The organism is Streptomyces sp. NBC_00271, assembly GCF_036178845.1.
GTDB lineage: Bacteria > Actinomycetota > Actinomycetes > Streptomycetales > Streptomycetaceae > Streptomyces.
This window is the reverse complement of record NZ_CP108070.1, coordinates 3473364-3489899: the sequence shown is the minus strand read 5'-3', so window position 1 is coordinate 3489899 and position 16536 is coordinate 3473364. Positions and strand designations below refer to the sequence as shown.

Here is a 16536-nt window from a genome sequence, read left to right as displayed (position 1 = left end):
GGCTTTCCGGCGTGGCGTCCGGATCCTCGGGTTCGGGGGCGGTGCATGGGCGTGCCGGATGTCCTGCGGGGCGATGTCCTTATGGACTCGGTGGGCGTCCTGCGGGGCTCTGGTGGGCGTTCGGTCGGGTCGGGTGGATGCGTTGCCGGGCTTGGTGGACGTACGTCTGGGGCAGGCGGATGTGCTGCCGGCCCTGGTGGGCTTCCTGCCGGGGCCGGGTGATGTGTTGCCGGGCCCTGGTGGGTGTGGTGTGCCGCCGGTTCCGGGGGTGCGCTGCCGGGCGCGGTGGGTGCGCTGCCGGACCCCGGTGGATGTCACGCTTGTTCCGCTCGTCATGCTTGTTCTGCTTGTACTGCGTTTCCTGCTTGTCATGCTTGGTCGGTCCCGCCGGTCGGGTCGCCCGGTTCCGCTCGTTCGGGCCGTTCGATCCCGCTGTTCGGGTCCTGATTGTTCGGAGGAGAACCCAGCCGATGTCAGAGAGCTCCCCCTTGCCGCCGGTGCGGCTGACTTCCGAAGCGGAGCTGGCGCGGGACGCGCTCGCCACACCGCTGCTCTCCCGCGCCGCACGGCTGGCCCGCTGGGCCGGCCCGGACACGCGGGTCGGCGCCGGGGGCGAACTCGTCGAGGAACAGCTTCCCGGGGCGGCCGACGCGCTCGGGCTCACCGGCGACGAAGCGGCGGCGACGGCCAGCGAGGCCTGGCGGGTGGCGGTCGACACCGGGCTCGTCGAGATCGTGGACGAGGAGGAAGGTACGGTCGCCGCGGGCGCGGACCTCGCGCTGCTCACCTCCGGAGCGCCGCAGGACGTCCTCGGGGTGTGGCTCACCGCCCTGGAGACCGTACTGGCCGACGCGAGCGTGCCCGACCTCGACGACCTCGTCGACGCGATGGACGGCGGCGGGGAGATCGACCTCTCCTCGCTGGACTGGGACCCCGAGGCCGAGGCCGAGTTCCTGGACGGAGTGCTCGGCAATCTGTACCTGCTGACCGTGAGCGAGGGCGGGGCCGGCGAAAGCCCCGTACCGCTGCCGGCCCTCGCCGCGTCCATGATCGTGCCCGACGACATGGGGGAGCCGACCAACGACGTACTGGAGCAGGTGTCGGACGCGATGATGCGGCTCGACGACCAGTTCCGGCTGCTCGAACCCGTCGGCCTCGTCGACTTCCAGCCGGTCGACGAGACACTGATGGCGGACAGCGACGAGGAGTCCTCGGCCGCCGCCGACGAGGCCGACGTGTCGCGGTACGGGATGGTACGGCTGACACCGCTCGGCCTGTACGGGCTGCGGGCGCGGCTGCTGGAGTCCGGCCTCTCCGCCCCCGCGGTGGGCGACCTGGCGGACAAGGGCGCGGACGCGCTGCTGGACGGCACCGCGGACTTCCCGCCGACCGCCGCCCGGGCCGAGACCGAGCAGTGGCTCGCTCGGCGTGAACCCCTCGCCGCCGCACGGGAGTTGCTCGCCGCGGCGCGCGGTGGTGACGCCGGGGCGCCGCTGCGCCGACTGCACTGTCAGCAGGCGCTCTCGCTCGTCGGCCTGGAGGCCGAGCCCGCGCTGCGCGAGGTCCTCGACGACGCCGAACTGGGCGGACTCGCCCGGGTCTGGCTCTCCGAACACGGCGCCGCCGACGTGCCCCCGCCGTCCGAGGCGATGATCTTCTGGCTCACCATCGACACGATCGCCGCGCAGCTCGCCGCCGAGGGCAATTCCGCCGAGCTCCAGGGGCTGGTCGAGGGCCTCGCCCAGCAGCACGGCGGCTTCTTCGCCGCGGCCTGGCGCGTCGACCACCCGGCCACCCCGGACGTCCTGGAGGCGATGGGCCGCCTCCACCCCGACAAGAAGGTCGCCAAGGAGGCCCGCAAGGCCGCCTTCAAGGCACGCTCGCAACAAGGGGGTTGAGCGGGCCGGGACAGGTCGAGGGAGCTTCCCTTGCCCGTGGCCCCGAGGGGGCGCTCGTTCCTCGGCCCGAGGGGGCTGCGCCCATTCCTTGGCCTCGGTGGGCTTCGCCCGTTCTCCGGTCCCGAGGGGGCGGCCGTTCCTCGGCCCCGGCGGGGCTTCGCCCATTCCTTGGCCTCCCTGGGCTTCGCCCGTTCTCCAGTCCCGGTAAGGGCGCTCGTTCCTCGGCCCCGGTGGGCTTCGCCCGATCCCCAGTCCCGGGAGGGGTGCTTCCCCGGCCGCGGGGGGGCTTCGCCTATTCCTCGCCTCCGGTGGGCTTCGCCCGTTCTTCAGTCCCGGGAGGAGCGCTTCCCTGGCCCTGGTGGAGCTTCGTCCGTCCCCCGGCCCCGAGGGTGCTCTCGTTCCCCAGCCCCCGGAGGGGGCGCTCGTTCCCCGGCCCGGGGCTTCTCCCGGCCTCGGGAGGGGGGATCGTTTCCGGTCCCGGAGGGTCCGGGCCGTTCCCCGGGCCGTAGGACTTTTGGTCGCTGTGGCCGAGTCCTTACGGATTCATGGAACCGAGTGCGGTGAAGTCGCCCGGTGTTCAACCGGCGTTCAGGCGTGGGCGGGAGCGTGTGGCCGCAATGCCCTCGGCCACCCTCCACGGTCATCCTTCACCGTCACGGGAGACACCCATGTCGCTCACCCGCAGGGACTTCGCCGGTCGATCCGCGCTGACCGGCGCCGGTCTCGTCCTGGCCGGCAGTGTCGGCGCCCTCGCCACCGCTCCGAACGCCCTCGCGTCCACCGACACCGAGAGCGTGGGGGAGGACGGCAAGCCGACGGACCGGCACGGCGGAGTCGGCTACGGACCGCTGGTCCCGGACCCGAAGGGCCTGCTCGCGCTGCCCGCCGGATTCTCCTACCGCGTCATCACCTACAGCGGCCGTACCAAGCTGGACTCGGGTGAGTTCACGCCGTCCAACCACGACGGCACCTCGACCTTCGACGGGCCGCGCGGCGCCACCCTCCTCGTCAACAACCACGAGCTCAAGGGCCCCCGCGCCGACTGGAAGTACCCCGTGCCGCTCACCGAGGGCCTGGTCTACGACCCGGCCGCGTCCGGCGGCTGCACGGTCGTCGAGGTGCGCCACGACAAGGTCGCCGAGTGGGTCGGCGTCGCGGGCACCTCCACCAACTGCGCGGGCGGCAACACCCCTTGGGGCACCTGGCTCACCTGCGAGGAGACCGAGGACAAGGCCGGCCAGAACGGCATGACCAAGGACCACGGCTACGTCTTCGAGGTCGACCCCGCCGACCGCCGCCGCAACCGGAACCCCAAGCCGATCAAGGCACTCGGCCGGTACGCCCACGAGGCCGTCGTCGTCGACCCCAAGCGCGGCCGCCTCTACCTCACCGAGGACGCCTCGGGTCCCAACGGCCTCCTCTACCGCTGGACGCCCCCGCAGGGCTTCGAGCACGGCCACGGACAGCTCGCCACCCTCGCCGCCGACGCCGGCGCCCTCCAGGCCTTCAAGTGCTTCGACTCCGGCGGCCGGTTCATCGACGACCTCTCCCGCGCCACCAAGATCGGCACGGTGTACGGCGTGGACTGGGTCGACGTCCCGGACCGTGACGCGAAGACCGTCTCCGTCCGCAAGCAGTTCACCGACGGCCAGGTCACCCGCGCCCGCAAGCTCGAAGGCATGTGGTGCGGCGACGGCGGCGTCTACATCGTCTCCTCCTACGCCCGCACCGAGAGCCCCGGCCAGGCCCACGACGGAGCCGTCTGGTTCTACGACCCCAAGCGCCGCACCCTGACCCTCAAGGTCCTGCTCGGCGTGAACCCCGACCCGTCCAAGGACGGCGCCTTCGACGGCCCCGACAACATCACCGTCTCCCCCTACGGCGGCCTCGTCATCGCCGAGGACGGCGAGGGCGTCCAGCACCTCTTCGGTGCCACCGACAGCGGCCGCACCTACCCGATCGCCCGCAACGAACTGAACATCGGGACCGAAGCCGAGCCGGCCTACAGCGAGTTCACCGGCGTCACCTTCTCGCCCGACGGCCGGACCCTCTTCGCCAACATCCAGGAACCGGGCATCATGCTCGCCATCACAGGCCCCTGGAAGCGCCAGAAGCGCGGGTAGTTAATTCAATGGCTCGAACCGCGGCCGCCCTCCTAAAGTGGTGCACGTCCAGGTGCGAAGGCAGGACCTACTTCCACTGATAATGGGGCGGCCGCGGGTTCGAGTCCCGCCACCGGTACAACGCGCCGGTGTAGCTCAGGGGTTAGAGCACCTACGTCGGTTCCGCCGGCTTTGAACTCTGGACACCACAACTTCATGCACCTCCCGGTGCGCAGGCTGCGGCTACTTCTCTTTCAAAGAATCCACGCCGCCGCCGACTTGACCTCGGGAGGCGCAGCTCATGGTGGGTGCCCGGTGCGCAGGCAGCGGATACTTCGGGACACGGTATGTTGCGGGTTCGAATCCCGTCATCGACTCCGGGTCGATGTGGCGGAACTGGTAGACGCGCCGGGTGAATAGGAACCGTCGCCGACTCCTGATCTCGGGCACCCTCCATTTGCTGTGCCTCCCTCCGAAATACTCATGAATTCGGGGGAATTCATCATGTCGCGATTCAACACCAAGGCGGCCAAGGCGCAGCCCACTTCCCGTGTGACGTCGACCGGCCGCGTGCTGCGCACCCACCAGGGCGGTCGCGGCCAGGAGCGCGACGCGCGCTCCGAGCTCTTCCTGCTGGCCATCGCCAACTTCGTCTCGCAGAACACCTTCTACGAGACCGGAGAGGCCCGCGACGACCGGTTCGCCGCGCTCGTGCGCGAGCTTGCCGTCGCCGACCCCTCGTGGACGGCCGCCCTGCTGGGCTGGCTGCGCGGCGAGGGCAACCTGCGGACGGCCTCGCTCGTGGGCGCCGCCGAGTACGTGAAAGCACGCCTCGACGCGGGCGTCACCGACGGCCCGGCCAACCGCCAGGTCATCGCCTCCGTGCTGCGCCGTCCGGACGAGCCCGGCGAGCTGCTCGCCTACTGGACCTCCCGGTACGGCCGCAACGTGCCCAAGCCCGTCAAGCGGGGCGTCGCCGACGCCGTACGCCGGCTCTACGGCGAGAAGTCGCTGTTGAAGTACGACACGGCGGCCAAGGGCTACCGCTTCGGCGACATCCTCAACCTGGTGCACGCTGCGCCCGATCCGGCGAAGCCGTGGCAGGGCGATCTGTTCCAGTACGCCCTCGACCGGCGTCACCACCCGGACACGGCCGTGGTGCCCAAGTCGCTGCCCGTCGTGGTGGCCCACCGCGACCTGATGGAGCTGCGGCCCGCCAAGCGGCGCAAGGTCGTGACCGGCGCGCACGGTGCCCGGCGCCTCGCGGAGGCGGGGATGACGTGGGAGGCGCTGGCCGGCTGGCTGCAGGGCCCGATGGACAAGGCGGCCTGGGAGGCCGTCATCCCGTCCATGGGCGCGATGGCGCTCGTACGCAACCTGCGCAACTTCGACGAGGCGGGAGTGAGTGACGAGGTGGCGGCTCAGGTCGCCGCCAGGATCAGCGACCCGGCGGAGGTGGCGCGCTCGCGGCAGTTCCCCTTCCGCTACCTCGCCGCGTACCAGCACGCGCCCTCGTTGCGCTGGTCGTACCCGCTGGAGCAGGCGCTCGGCCACTCGCTGGCGAACGTGCCGGCGCTGCCCGGACGCACGCTCGTGCTCGTCGACCGGTCCGGCTCGATGTTCTACTCGCGGCTGTCGGAGCGCTCGGAGCTCAGCCGGGCCGACGCGGCGGCGATCTTCGGCACGGCGCTCGCGCTGCGGGCGGCGGACGCGGATCTCGTCGAGTTCGGCACGAGCAGCAAGCGGGTGAAGTTCAAGAAGGGCGAGTCGGTGCTGAAGGTGCTCGAGCGCTTCGGCGACCTCGGCGGCACCAACACGAGCGAGGCGGTGCGCGCGCACTACAGGAAGCACGACCGGGTGCTCATCGTCACCGACGAGCAGGCCACCTACAGCCACTACGGCGACCCGACCGAGCAGGTCCCGGCGCACGTCCCGGTCTACACCTGGAACCTGGCCGGCTACCGGGCGGGCCACGGCCCCTCCGGAAAGGCCAACCGGCACACGTTCGGGGGGCTCTCGGACGCGGCTTTCCGGATGGTTCCCCTGCTGGAGTCGGCGCGGGACGCCGACTGGCCGTGGGCCGGATAACCGATCGCGCGTGAGTGCGGCCCGTACTTCGGTACGGGCCGCACTCTTGTGCGCAGCGGGAACTGATATCTAACATTTCAGTTCATGGAGGCGATACGACCCGTGCGTCGGACCCTGCTGAGGGACCGCGCGTACGAAGCGATACGGGACGCCATCGTGGCCGGTGAGCTCGCACCGGGCGCGGTGGTGCGCGACACCGGACTCGCCGAGTTGCTCGGGCTGTCGCGGGCGCCGGTGCGCGAAGCCTTCTCCCGGCTGGTCGACGAGGGGCTGCTGGAGTCCAAGCCGCAGAGCTACACGCGGGTGACCCCCTTGGTGACCGCCGATGTGCGGGACGCCGCGGCCGTGGTCGGCGCCATGCACGAGCTGATCGCACGCACGGCGGTCCCCCGGCTGGAAGCGCCGCACATCGAGGTGATGCGCGAGGCCAACGTGCGCTTCGCGGACGCCGTGCGCGCCGGTGACGTGGACGCCGCTCTGACGGCCGACGACGCGTTGCACGACGTACTGGTGCGGGTGAGCGGCAACCGTGCCGCCGCCGCCACCGTCGCCCGCTACACCCCGCTGATCCGCCGTCTGGAACGGCGCCGCTTCGGCGAGGGCGGCAACTGCCGTTCGGCGGGCCTGCACGACGAGCTGATCGACGCCTGCGCCGAACGGGACGTGGTCGCCGCCGTCCGCGTCACCGTGGAGATCTGGGGCGCTCTCGAAGACCTGGCCGATGTCGAACCCTGATGCGGGAGGACCCATGTCTCTTTCCTCGTACGAGCGTTACCCCCTGCTCTTCGGGCCCTCGCCCGTGCATCCGCTGGAGCGTCTGACGAAGCACCTCGGTGGCGCCTCCCTGTGGGCCAAGCGGGAGGACTGCAACTCCGGTGTCGCCTACGGAGGGAACAAGACCCGCAAGCTGGAGTACCTCGTCGCCGACGCGCTCGCCCAGGGCTGCGACACCCTCGTCTCGATCGGTGGTGTGCAGTCCAACCACACCCGCCAGGTCGCGGCCGTCGCCGCCCGCGCGGGGCTCAAGTGCGTGCTAGTGCAGGAGAGTTGGGTGGAGTGGCCCGACTCCGTGTACGACAAGGTCGGCAACATCCTCATCAGCCGCCTCGCCGGCGCCGACGTACGGCTCGTGCGGGCCGGGTTCGGGATCGGTTTCAAGGAGAGCTGGGAGCAGGCACTGCGGGAGGTCGAGGAGCGCGGCGGCAAGCCGTACGCCATTCCGGCGGGGGCGTCGGACCATCCGCTGGGAGGCCTGGGGTTCGCCGGGTGGGCCTATGAAGTGACTGAACAGGAGGCGGAGTTGGGCGTCTTCTTCGACACCGTCGTGGTCTGCTCGGTGACCGGATCGACCCAGGCGGGCATGGTCGCCGGGTTCGCGGCCCTGGAGGAGGCGGGCGGGCGACCGCGGCGCGTCCTCGGGATCGACGCGTCGGCGGCGCCCGCCCGCACCCGGGAGCAGATCGCGCGGATCGCACACGGCACCGGGCAGCTCATCGGCGTACGGAGGGAGTTGACGGAGGCGGACGTCGAGCTGGACGAGCGGTACCACGCGGGCACGTACGGGATTCCGGACGAGGCCACGCTGGAGGCGATGCGGCTCGCGGCGCGCACCGAGGGGATGGTCACCGACCCCGTCTACGAGGGCAAGTCGATGGCCGGGATGGTGGATCTGGTGGCGCGGGGGGAGATCGGGCGGGAGTCCACCGTGCTCTATGCCCATCTGGGCGGACAGCCGGCGCTGAACGCGTACAGCGCGTTGTTCTAGGTGCTGGGCTTCTTCAGGCGGTCGGTTCCTTTGGGTGGTGGGTTTCTTCAGGTGGTGTGCTTCGGCCTGGTGTCGGTGATCACGAGCGCCGACACCAGCAGGGCGGTCAGCGCGATCAGCGAGCCGATGCCGAACGCGCGGGCCGCACCCTCGGTGAGGATGTCGGACGGGGAGCCGTGCGCGTGCCGGGCCGCCGTGCCGAAGACCGTGACCAGGATGGAGAGGCCGAGGGTGCCGCCGAGCCACTGCAGGGTCTGCAGCAGGCCGGAGGCGGCGCCGGCCTCCCGTGGCTCGATGCCCGCGAGGATCGTCGCGTTGAGCGGCATGAAACTCAGTCCGACGCCGACGCCCATCAGCACCAGCGGGCCGAACAGACCGGTGAGGTAGCCGTCGTCGGGTCGCAGCCGCCACAGCCACGCGGCCGCGACGACGAGCAGGGCCATGCCGGTGAGCAGCACCGGCTTGGCGCCGAGCCGCGCGAGCAGCCGGGGCACGAAGCGTACGACCGTGAACATCGCCAGGGTCATGGGCAGGAAGGCGAATCCCGCGCGGAGCGGGCTGTACCCCAGGACCTGCTGGCAGATCAGGGTGAGGAAGTAGAACGCGCCGAACATGCCCGCGGGCAGCAGCAGTACGCCCGCGTAGCCGCCCGCGCGGTTGCGGCTCGCGAACAGGCGCAGCGGCATGATCGGCTGGTCCGCGCGGGACTCGATCAGTGTGAAGCCCACCAGCAGCGCCGCCGCCGAACTGAAGCCCAGCAGCGACTGGGTGTCGGACCAGCCCTCCTCCGAGACCCGGATGAACGCGTAGACCAGCGAGGTCATCCCGGCCGTGCCGGCGAGTGCCCCCGCCGCGTCGAACCGGCCCGCGTGGCGCGGGGTCTCGGTGACGAAGCGGGGCAGGGCGACGGCGACCGCGATGCCGATCGGTACGTTGATCAGCAGGGCCCAGCGCCAGGACGCCCAGGAGGTGAGCATGCCGCCGAGGACGAGGCCGATGGAGGCGCCGATGCCCGCCATCGACGCGTAGATGCCCAGGGCGTGGTGGCGGCGCGGGCCGTCGGGGAAGTTCGTGGTGATCAGCGCGAGGGTGCTGGGCGCGGTGAGGGCGGCGCCGACGCCCTGGAGGGCGCGCGCGGTGAGCAGCCAGGCGCTTTCGGTGGCGAGCCCGCCGAGCAGGGAGGATCCGGCGAAGAGCAGGACGCCGATGGTCAGGGTGCGGCGGCGGCCCGCGATGTCGCCGACCCGGCCGCCGAGCAGGAGCAGGCCGCCGAAGGTGAGCGTGTACGCGTTGAGCACCCAGGACAGGCCGGTCGGGCTGAAGTGCAGGTCCTTCTGGATGTCGGGCAGTGCGACATTGACGACCGTGGAGTCCACGCCGACCATCAGGTAGGCGGTGACGATGACGAACAGGACGGCGCCGAGCCTGGCGGGTTGGGGTGGTGCGGAGAGGGCGTCGGTGGTGGTGGGCGGTGCGGACGGGGTAGACGAGGTGGACACGGTGTTCTCCCGGTCTGGCGTCCCCGGACGAAGGTGCACACGGGCAGCACGGACTGCCCGCGAGATAAGCGGGGACTGTCTCCGTTTAACCCTCGCTAAGATACGGAGGGGGTCCCCGGTTCGCAAGGAGTATCTGAATGACGCAGGTCAAGCCCATGCGCGCGGACGCTCGGCGCAACTACGAGCGGTTGCTGAAGGTGGCGGCCGAGGCGTTCGCCGAGCACGGGGAAGGCGCGTCGCTCGACGACATCGCCAAGCGGGCGGGCGTCGGGTCCGGCACGCTGTACCGGCACTTCCCGACGCGGCAGGCACTGCTGGAGGCGGCGTACGTCGACCGGATCGAGGCGCTCGGGGCGCGGGCCGACGAGATCGCGAAGGAACTGCCCCCGGGCGAGGCGCTGGCGGAATGGCTCTACGAGCTGTGCGTCGGCACGATCCAGGTGCGCGGAATGAAGGCCCTGCTGGGCTCGGCCGTCACGGACGGCAGCAGGGCCGCGCTCACGGCCTGCGGCACTTCCATGAAGGGGGCGGCGCAGCGGCTGGTCGAGGCGGCGCAGCGGGAGGGGACCCTCCGTCAGGACATCGAGCCGATAGAGGTACTGCGGCTGGCCCACGGGGTTGCTACGGCCTCGGAGCTGGCGAACGGTCAGGGCAAGCAGATCCGCCGGTATCTGTCCCTGCTGACGGACGGGCTGCGGCCGTAGCGGCGGAGTGCTGTCCGGCGGTGTGTTGTCTGGTGGTGCGCCGTCCGGCTGTGGTGGGTCGGGGCCGTGCCGGTACGTCGAGCCCGTCGCCGCTGGATCAGGCGTGGGCCGGGCAAGGGAGCCGCTGCTCGATCCGAACGTAAGCGACGGGCTTGCGACGTACCGCCACGGCCCCTTCGGAGGGTGGGCGGCTGCGGGTCAGAGGGACTGGGCCGCGGGCTTCACCATGCCGCGGACCGTACGCGACTTCACGAAGTCGCCCATCGCCGTCATCTCCCACTCGCCCGAGAACTGCTTGATCAATTTCGCCATCATCACGCCCGTCTGCGGCTCGGCGCCGGTGAGGTCGAAGCGGACCAGTTCCTCGCCGGTGGCGGCGTCCAGGAGACGGCAGTAGGCCTTGGCGACCTCGGTGAACTTCTGGCCGGAGAAGGAGTTGACCGTGAAGACGAGGCCGGTCGCCTCCTGGGGGATGCGGCCGAGGTCGACCACGATCACCTCGTCGTCACCGCCGCCCTCGCCCGTGAGGTTGTCGCCGGAGTGCTTGATCGCGCCGTTCAGGATGGACAGCTTGCCGAAGTAGCAGCTGTCGATGTGGTTGCGCTGAGGGCCGTAGGCGATGACCGAGGCGTCCAGGTCGATGTCCTTGCCGCGGAACGCGGGCTCCCAGCCGAGGCCCATCTTGACCTGGGAGAGGAACGGGCGGCCGCCCTTGACCAGGGAGACCGTCTGGTTCTTCTGGAGGCTGACGCGGCCCTTGTCGAGGTTGATCTTTCCGGCGCCGATCGGCGGTGCGGAGGGCGGTGCGGGAGTCACCGCGACCGGCGGGGCCACAGGTGCCACCGGGGCCTGCACCGGCGGGGCGGGTGCGGCGACAGGGGCCGGCGCCGGGGTCGGTTCCTCCACCGAGACGCCGAAGTCCGTGGCGATGCCCGCGAGGCCGTTCGCGTACCCCTGGCCGACCGCGCGGGCCTTCCAGGCGCCGTTGCGGAGATAGATCTCCACGACCACCAGTGCCGTCTCGGTGCCGAGCTGCGGGGGCGTGAACGAGCCCAGGACGCTGTTGTCGTCCGCGTTGCGGATCGTGGCCGTCGGTTCGATGCCCTGGAAGGTCTGGCCCGCGGCGTCCGGGCTCGCGGTGACCACGATCTTCTCGATGCCCGGCGGGACGGCGCCGGTGTCGACGGTGATCGCGTCGGGGGCCGCACCGCCGCCCGAGCGGTACGTCACGCCCGGGCCCGTCGGCTGGTTGTAGAAGATGAAGTCGTCGTCGGAGCGCACCTTGCCGTCGGCGGTGAGCAGCAGGCCCGATACGTCGAGCCGCACGGGGGCGGCGACGTCCACCGTCACGCGCGCGGCGGAGAGAGGGATGTTCGAGCCGGGGGTCATAGCTGTCATGCCTCGTGAACGAGCGAGACCATTTTGCCGTTCCCTTACCAATGGGCCAATTGGCCCAGCCTTGAGATCCCCGGCTCGGAACCCCTCCCGCGGACTACGGAACCACCACGATCTTCCTGCCCACCCCGGCCGCGAACTGCTCCAGCGCCTGCGGATACCGCTCCAGCTCGATCCGGTCGCTGATGAAGATCTCCGGGTCGAGCACGCCGTTCGCGAACAGCTCCGCCGCCCGCTCGAAGCTGTGCAGCACCGCCATCGAACCGGTGATGGTGATCTCCTGGTTGTAGATGCGGTACGGGTCGATCGTCACGCGGGTGGCGTAGTCGGCGACCCCGAACTGGAGGAACGTGCCCGCCTTGGCCACCCGGTCCAGGCCGTCCTGGATGGCCGCCGCGTTGCCGGTCGCGTCGACGACGACGTCCCAGCCCTGCGGCCGGTCCAGCTCGTCGGCGTTCGCCGCCGACCCCGAGACGCCGAGCGTGCGTGCCGTCTCCAGGCGGGCCGCGTTCAGGTCCACGACGTCCACGCTCGCCGCGCCGGTCCGCTTGGCCAGCTCCAGCATCATCAGGCCCATCGTCCCGGAGCCGTAGATCAGGACATGGGCTCCCAGGCGGGACCGCAGGACGTCGTAGCCGCGTACCGCGCACGACAGCGGCTCCACCAACGCCGCGTCCTGGGTGCGTACGTGCTCGGGCAGCTTCACGCAGTTCGCCACCGGGGCCACCGCGTACTGCGCGGCCCCGCCCGCCGTGGTGACGCCGATCGCGGCCCAACGTTCGCAGAGGTTGTTGTGGCCCGTACGGCAGTAGCGGCACTCGTAGCAGTAGAGGGAGGGGTCCACCGCCACTCGGTCGCCGATCGAGATCTCCGTGACCTGGGCGCCGACCCCGACCACCTCGCCGGCGAACTCGTGGCCCGGCACGATCGGCAGCTTCGGCGCGAACTCGCCCTGGAGGATGTGCAGGTCCGTGCCGCACAGGCCGCAGGCGGCGACCTCGACGACGACCTCGCGGGGGCCCGGCGTCGGGTCCGGGACCTCGGTGACGACGGCGCGGCCCACGGACTCGATGACGGCGGCCTTCATTTGACGGCTCCCAAGGACAGGCCCTGGACCAGTTTGTCCTGGGCGGCGAACCCCGCGGCGAGCACCGGCAGGGAGATGACGAGCGAGGCGGCGCACACCTTGGCCAGGAACAGGCCCTGGCTGGTGATGAAGCCGGTCAGGAAGACGGGGGCCGTCTCGGCGACCACGCCGGTCAGCACGCGGGCGAACAGCAGTTCGTTCCAGCTGAAGATGAAGCAGATCAGGGCCGTGGCCGCGATGCCGGGGAGGGCTATGGGGGCGACGACTCGGGCCAGGATCGTCGGCAGTTTCGCGCCGTCGATCTGGGCCGCCTCGATCACCGCCACCGGTACCTCGGCGAGGAACGACTGCATCATCCACACCGCGATCGGCAGGTTCATGGAGGTGTAGAGGATGACCAGGAGCCAGATGTTGTCCAGCATTCCGGTGTTCTTCGCGAAGAGGTAGATCGGGAGGAGGCCCGCCACCACCGGCAGCATCTTCGTCGACAGGAAGAAGAACAGGACGTCCGTCCACTTCTTCACCGGGCGGATGGAGAGTGCGTACGCCGCCGGGAAGGCCAGCAGGAGGACGCAGAGGGTGGAGACCACCGAGGCCACCGTCGAGTTGAGCAGCGCGGGCCAGGGGCTCGCGCCGCCGCCCGTGCCGAAGAAGTCGCGGTAGCCGTCGAGGGTGAGGGCGGCGCCGAAGGACGGCGGGTTGGTCGCCGCGTCCGACTCCGAGTGGAACGACGTCAGGGCCATCCACGCGATGGGCAGGAAGAACAGCACACCGAGCAGCCAGGCCAGCAGGCCCAGGCCCGTTCCCCGGGCACGCCGGGGTCGTACGCGGATCGTGGTGGCGCTCATGCGCGGGACACCTCCTCGCGGAACAGGGACGAGACCACGCGCAGCGCGAAGGTCGCGATGATGATCGAACCGATGACGACCAGGACGCCCGCGGCGGAGGCGAGGCCGTTCTCGTGGGCCTGGTAGAAGCTCTGGTAGACGGTGTAGGGGAGGTTCGCCGTCCCCAGGCCGCCCGAGGTGAGGGTGAAGACCGCGTCGAAGTTCTGGACGATGTAGATCGAGCCCAGCAGGGCGCCCAGTTCGAGGTAGCGGCGCAGGTGGGGGAGGGTGAGGTAGCGGAAGACCTGCCAGTCGCTCGCGCCGTCCACCCGGGCGGCCTCGATCTGCTGGTGGTCGCGGCTCTGCAGGCCGGCCAGGAGGATCAGCATCATGAACGGCGTCCACTGCCAGACCAGGGAGGCCTCGACCGCCAGCAGCGGGGTGTTGGAGATCCAGTCGGGCTGGGGGCCGCCCACGTAGTGCAGCAGTCCGTTGAGCAGCCCGTACTCCGGGTTGTAGAGCACGTGCTTCCAGAGCAGGGCCGCGGCGACCGGGACCACAAGGAAGGGGGCGATGAGGAGGGTTCTGACGATGCCCCGGCCGCGGAACTTGCGGTCCAGGAGCAGGGCCAGACCCAGGCCGATGACCAGGCTGGCGACGACCACGGCCGCCGTCAGGAGGATCGTCGTCCAGACGGAGTGGCGCAGGTCGGGGTCGGTGAGGACGTCCGAGTAGTTGGAGAGGCCGGTGAAGTGGCGGGCCTTGGGGTAGAGCGCGTTCCAGTCGAAGAAGGAGATCACCAGCGTGGCCACGAAGGGGAGCTGGGTCACGGCGACCATGAAGATCAGGGCGGGGAGCAGCGGGGCGCGGGTGGCCCAGGCGCGCAGCCGGTTGGACGGCTTTCCCAGGGTGCGTACGGGAGTGGCGGCCACGGGGGCCGTTGTCGTGGCGGTCATCGTCCCTCGTACTCCTTGGAGATCTTCTCGGCGAGTTTCTGGGACTTCTTCAGGGCCGAGTCGACGGACTGGCGTCCGGCGACGGCCGCGCTGATCTCCTGCGAGACCTTGGTGCCGAGGTCGGTGAACTCGGGGATGCCGACGAACTGGATGCCGGGCGCGGGGCGCGGCTGCACGCCCGGGTCACGCGGCCGGGCGCCCTCGATGGCTTCGCGGGTCATCTCCTGGAAGGCGGCGGCCTCCTTGGTGTACGCGGCGTTCGTGTAGGTGGAGGCGCGCTTGCCGGCCGGCACGTTGGACCAGCCGATCGTGTCCCCGACCAGCTGCTCGTACTGCTTGCTCGAGGCCCAGGAGATGAACTTCCAGGCCTTGTCGGAGTTGTGGGAGGCCTTCTGCAGACCCCAGGCCCAGGTGTAGAGCCAGCCGGAGGACTTGGTCTTCTCGACGGGCGCGGGTACATAGCCGATCTTGCCCTTGACCGGGGAGTCGGACGCCTCCAGGGAGCCCGCCGCGGAGGTGGCGTCGTACCACATGGCGGTCTTGCCCTGGGTCATGTTGTTGAGGCACTCGGCGAAGCCGGACTGGGCGGCGCCGGACTCGCCGTGCTTGCGGACGAGGTCCACGTAGAACTTCGTCGCCTTCTCGAACTCGGGGGAGTCGAGACGGGCCTTCCAGTCCTTGTCGAACCAGGTGCCGCCGAAGGTGTTCACGACGGTGGTGAGGGGCGCCATGATCTCGCCCCAGCCGGGCAGGCCGCGCAGACAGATGCCCTTCATGCCGGACCGGGCGCCGTCGGCCTCGGCGGCCAGCTGTCCCACCTGTTCCCAGGTGGGGTGGTCGGGCATCGTCAGGCCCTTCTGGGCGAAGACGTCCTTGCGGTACATCAGGAAGGACGACTCGCCGTAGAACGGCTGCCCGTAGAGCTTGCCGTCGGCCGCCGTCAGGGACTGCCGCATGGGGGCGAGGATGTCCTGCTCGTCGTAGCCGCTGTCCTGGCGTACGTAGGTGTCCATGTCGTGCAGCCAGCCGTTGCGGGCGTAGATCGGGATCTCGTAGTTGGAGAGCGTGGCGACGTCGTACTGACCGGCCTGGTTGGCGAAGTCCTGGCTGATCTTGTCGCGGACGTCGTTCTCCGGCAGCACGGTGAAGTTCACCTTGATGCCGCTCTCCTTGGTGAAGTGCGCCTTGGTGAGCTTCTGCAGCTCCACCATCTGCGGGTTGTTGACCATCAGGACGTTGATGGAGTCGCCGCCCGACCCCGACCCGCCCGCTCCGACCCAACAGCCGGAGAGCAGCGGGGCGAGCAGCGTCCCTGCGGCGACCGCGACTAGTGCGCGCGGCCTCCGTCGGCTCTGGGTTCGCATGGATCGCTCCTGGACGTATAGGGAGATAAAGGGCGTTCTTGGGTTGACTGTGCCCTTGTAGTGGGTGAGTTGGGTTTTCAGACTCGGATGACCTGGGGGCCTTGCAAGGAGTACCGGTGTGCTTCCGACGTCGGAAGCAGCGTGCTCGTGACGATCGCTTCCAGGGCGGTGATCTCCGCGAAGCGGCAGAAGCTGACCGCCCCGAACTTGGTGTGCACGCCCGCGAAGACCGTGCGCCGGGAGGCCCTGATCGCCTGGGCCTTGACCTCGCTGACCGCCGGGTCGGGGGTGGTGAGGCCGTGTTCGCGGGAGATGCCGTTGGCGCCGATGTACGCCAGGTCGATGACGAAGCCGGCGAGCATCTTCGTCGTCCAGTGGTCCACGGTCGCGAGCGTGCCGGGGCGGACCCGGCCGCCGAGCAGCAGGACGCTGGTGTGGTCGGCCTCGGCGAGCGCGCCCGCCGTGGCCAGGGAGGCGGTGACCACGGTCAGTGGCCGGTCCTTGGGAAGTGCCTCGGCGATGAGCTGCGGGGTGAACCCCTCGTCGATGAACACGGTCTCGGCGTCCCCGAGCAGCTCGGCCGCGGCGCTCGCGATCCGGCGCTTCTCGGGTACGTGGCTGGTGGCGCGGAAGGCGAGCGTCGTCTCGAACCCGGCGCTCTCCACGGGGTAGGCGCCGCCGTGGGTGCGGCGGACCAGGCCGTGGTCCTCCAGGGCGCGCAGGTCGCGCCGCACGGTCTCCTTGGCGACGCCCAGTTCGGCGGCGAGCGCGGTGACGTCGACCGCGCCGGTACGGCGGGCGGCCCTGACGATCTCCCGCTGACGTTCTTCCGCGGTCATGGCCGACACCTG

The 16536-nt window shown here is 70.4% G+C and carries 13 protein-coding genes; 6 read left to right on the top strand and 7 right to left on the bottom strand.

Annotated features, from left to right (window positions below):
- Positions 1–470: 470 nt before the first annotated feature.
- The 5 genes from OG798_RS16320 to OG798_RS16300 all read left to right on the top strand — a co-directional run bounded on the left by OG798_RS16320 (position 471) and on the right by OG798_RS16300 (position 7853).
- Positions 471–1898, top strand: a complete 1428-nt coding sequence (locus OG798_RS16320; protein ID WP_121416503.1) for a hypothetical protein — start codon at positions 471–473, stop codon at positions 1896–1898.
- A 668-nt stretch (positions 1899–2566) separates the two neighbouring features.
- Entirely contained in the window at positions 2567–4021 is a 1455-nt protein-coding gene (locus tag OG798_RS16315; protein WP_328757252.1) for an alkaline phosphatase PhoX, read from the top strand.
- Between the two features lie 483 nt (positions 4022–4504).
- A complete protein-coding gene (locus OG798_RS16310) occupies positions 4505–6088 on the top strand; it encodes a TROVE domain-containing protein (protein ID WP_328757251.1) in 1584 nt (527 codons plus the stop codon).
- An 84-nt stretch (positions 6089–6172) separates the two neighbouring features.
- Complete coding sequence (locus tag OG798_RS16305) at positions 6173–6823, top strand: GntR family transcriptional regulator (protein WP_328757250.1); 651 nt, start codon at positions 6173–6175, stop codon at positions 6821–6823.
- 13 nt (positions 6824–6836) lie between these two features.
- Positions 6837–7853, top strand: coding sequence for a 1-aminocyclopropane-1-carboxylate deaminase (locus OG798_RS16300; protein WP_121416507.1), 1017 nt, complete (start codon positions 6837–6839; stop codon positions 7851–7853).
- Between the two features lie 47 nt (positions 7854–7900).
- Here OG798_RS16300 and OG798_RS16295 read toward each other — a convergent pair whose 3' ends face one another.
- The gene (locus tag OG798_RS16295) at positions 7901–9352 is read right to left on the bottom strand and encodes an MFS transporter (protein ID WP_095855326.1); all 1452 of its coding nucleotides are present in this window, start codon (positions 9350–9352) and stop codon (positions 7901–7903) included.
- Between the two features lie 137 nt (positions 9353–9489).
- On the opposite strand from OG798_RS16295, the gene OG798_RS16290 reads away from it, so the two are divergent.
- Positions 9490–10056, top strand: coding sequence for a TetR/AcrR family transcriptional regulator (locus tag OG798_RS16290; RefSeq protein ID WP_075026204.1), 567 nt, complete (start codon positions 9490–9492; stop codon positions 10054–10056).
- Positions 10057–10254: 198 nt separating this feature from the next.
- On the opposite strand, the gene OG798_RS16285 is transcribed toward OG798_RS16290, so the two are convergent.
- From OG798_RS16285 to OG798_RS16260, 6 genes are all read right to left on the bottom strand, one after another.
- Positions 10255–11445: a TerD family protein gene (locus OG798_RS16285; RefSeq protein ID WP_328760035.1), complete on the bottom strand. Its 1191-nt coding sequence runs from the start codon at positions 11443–11445 to the stop codon at positions 10255–10257.
- A gap of 103 nt (positions 11446–11548) precedes the next feature.
- Positions 11549–12538, bottom strand: coding sequence for a zinc-dependent alcohol dehydrogenase family protein (locus OG798_RS16280; protein WP_095855328.1), 990 nt, complete (start codon positions 12536–12538; stop codon positions 11549–11551).
- The gene (locus tag OG798_RS16275) at positions 12535–13386 is read right to left on the bottom strand and encodes a carbohydrate ABC transporter permease (RefSeq protein ID WP_067364318.1); all 852 of its coding nucleotides are present in this window, start codon (positions 13384–13386) and stop codon (positions 12535–12537) included. Before OG798_RS16275 ends, OG798_RS16280 begins: the two co-directional genes overlap by 4 nt.
- Entirely contained in the window at positions 13383–14321 is a 939-nt protein-coding gene (locus OG798_RS16270; protein WP_095855329.1) for a carbohydrate ABC transporter permease, read from the bottom strand. Before OG798_RS16270 ends, OG798_RS16275 begins: the two co-directional genes overlap by 4 nt.
- On the bottom strand, positions 14318–15685 hold the full coding sequence (locus OG798_RS16265; RefSeq protein ID WP_095855330.1) for an ABC transporter substrate-binding protein: 1368 nt from the start codon (positions 15683–15685) through the stop codon (positions 14318–14320). The genes OG798_RS16270 and OG798_RS16265 overlap by 4 nt, the downstream gene beginning before the upstream one ends.
- Positions 15686–15762: 77 nt before the next feature.
- Complete coding sequence (locus tag OG798_RS16260; RefSeq protein WP_060902183.1) at positions 15763–16524, bottom strand: DeoR/GlpR family DNA-binding transcription regulator; 762 nt, start codon at positions 16522–16524, stop codon at positions 15763–15765.
- Between the last annotated feature and the right edge of the window lie 12 nt (positions 16525–16536).

Bases quoted from the DNA above. Each gene is read 5' to 3' on its own strand.
- OG798_RS16320 (WP_121416503.1), top strand. From the start codon at position 471: ATGTCAGAGAGCTCCCCCTTGCCGCCGGTGCGGCTGACTTCCGAAGCG.
- OG798_RS16315 (WP_328757252.1), top strand. From the start codon at position 2,567: ATGTCGCTCACCCGCAGGGACTTCGCCGGTCGATCCGCGCTGACCGGC.
- OG798_RS16310 (WP_328757251.1), top strand. From the start codon at position 4,505: ATGTCGCGATTCAACACCAAGGCGGCCAAGGCGCAGCCCACTTCCCGT.
- OG798_RS16305 (WP_328757250.1), top strand. From the start codon at position 6,173: ATGGAGGCGATACGACCCGTGCGTCGGACCCTGCTGAGGGACCGCGCG.
- OG798_RS16300 (WP_121416507.1), top strand. From the start codon at position 6,837: ATGTCTCTTTCCTCGTACGAGCGTTACCCCCTGCTCTTCGGGCCCTCG.
- OG798_RS16290 (WP_075026204.1), top strand. From the start codon at position 9,490: ATGACGCAGGTCAAGCCCATGCGCGCGGACGCTCGGCGCAACTACGAG.
- OG798_RS16285 (WP_328760035.1), bottom strand. From the start codon at position 11,445: ATGACCCCCGGCTCGAACATCCCTCTCTCCGCCGCGCGCGTGACGGTG.
- OG798_RS16280 (WP_095855328.1), bottom strand. From the start codon at position 12,538: ATGAAGGCCGCCGTCATCGAGTCCGTGGGCCGCGCCGTCGTCACCGAG.
- OG798_RS16275 (WP_067364318.1), bottom strand. From the start codon at position 13,386: ATGAGCGCCACCACGATCCGCGTACGACCCCGGCGTGCCCGGGGAACG.
- OG798_RS16270 (WP_095855329.1), bottom strand. From the start codon at position 14,321: ATGACCGCCACGACAACGGCCCCCGTGGCCGCCACTCCCGTACGCACC.
- OG798_RS16265 (WP_095855330.1), bottom strand. From the start codon at position 15,685: ATGCGAACCCAGAGCCGACGGAGGCCGCGCGCACTAGTCGCGGTCGCC.
- OG798_RS16260 (WP_060902183.1), bottom strand. From the start codon at position 16,524: ATGACCGCGGAAGAACGTCAGCGGGAGATCGTCAGGGCCGCCCGCCGT.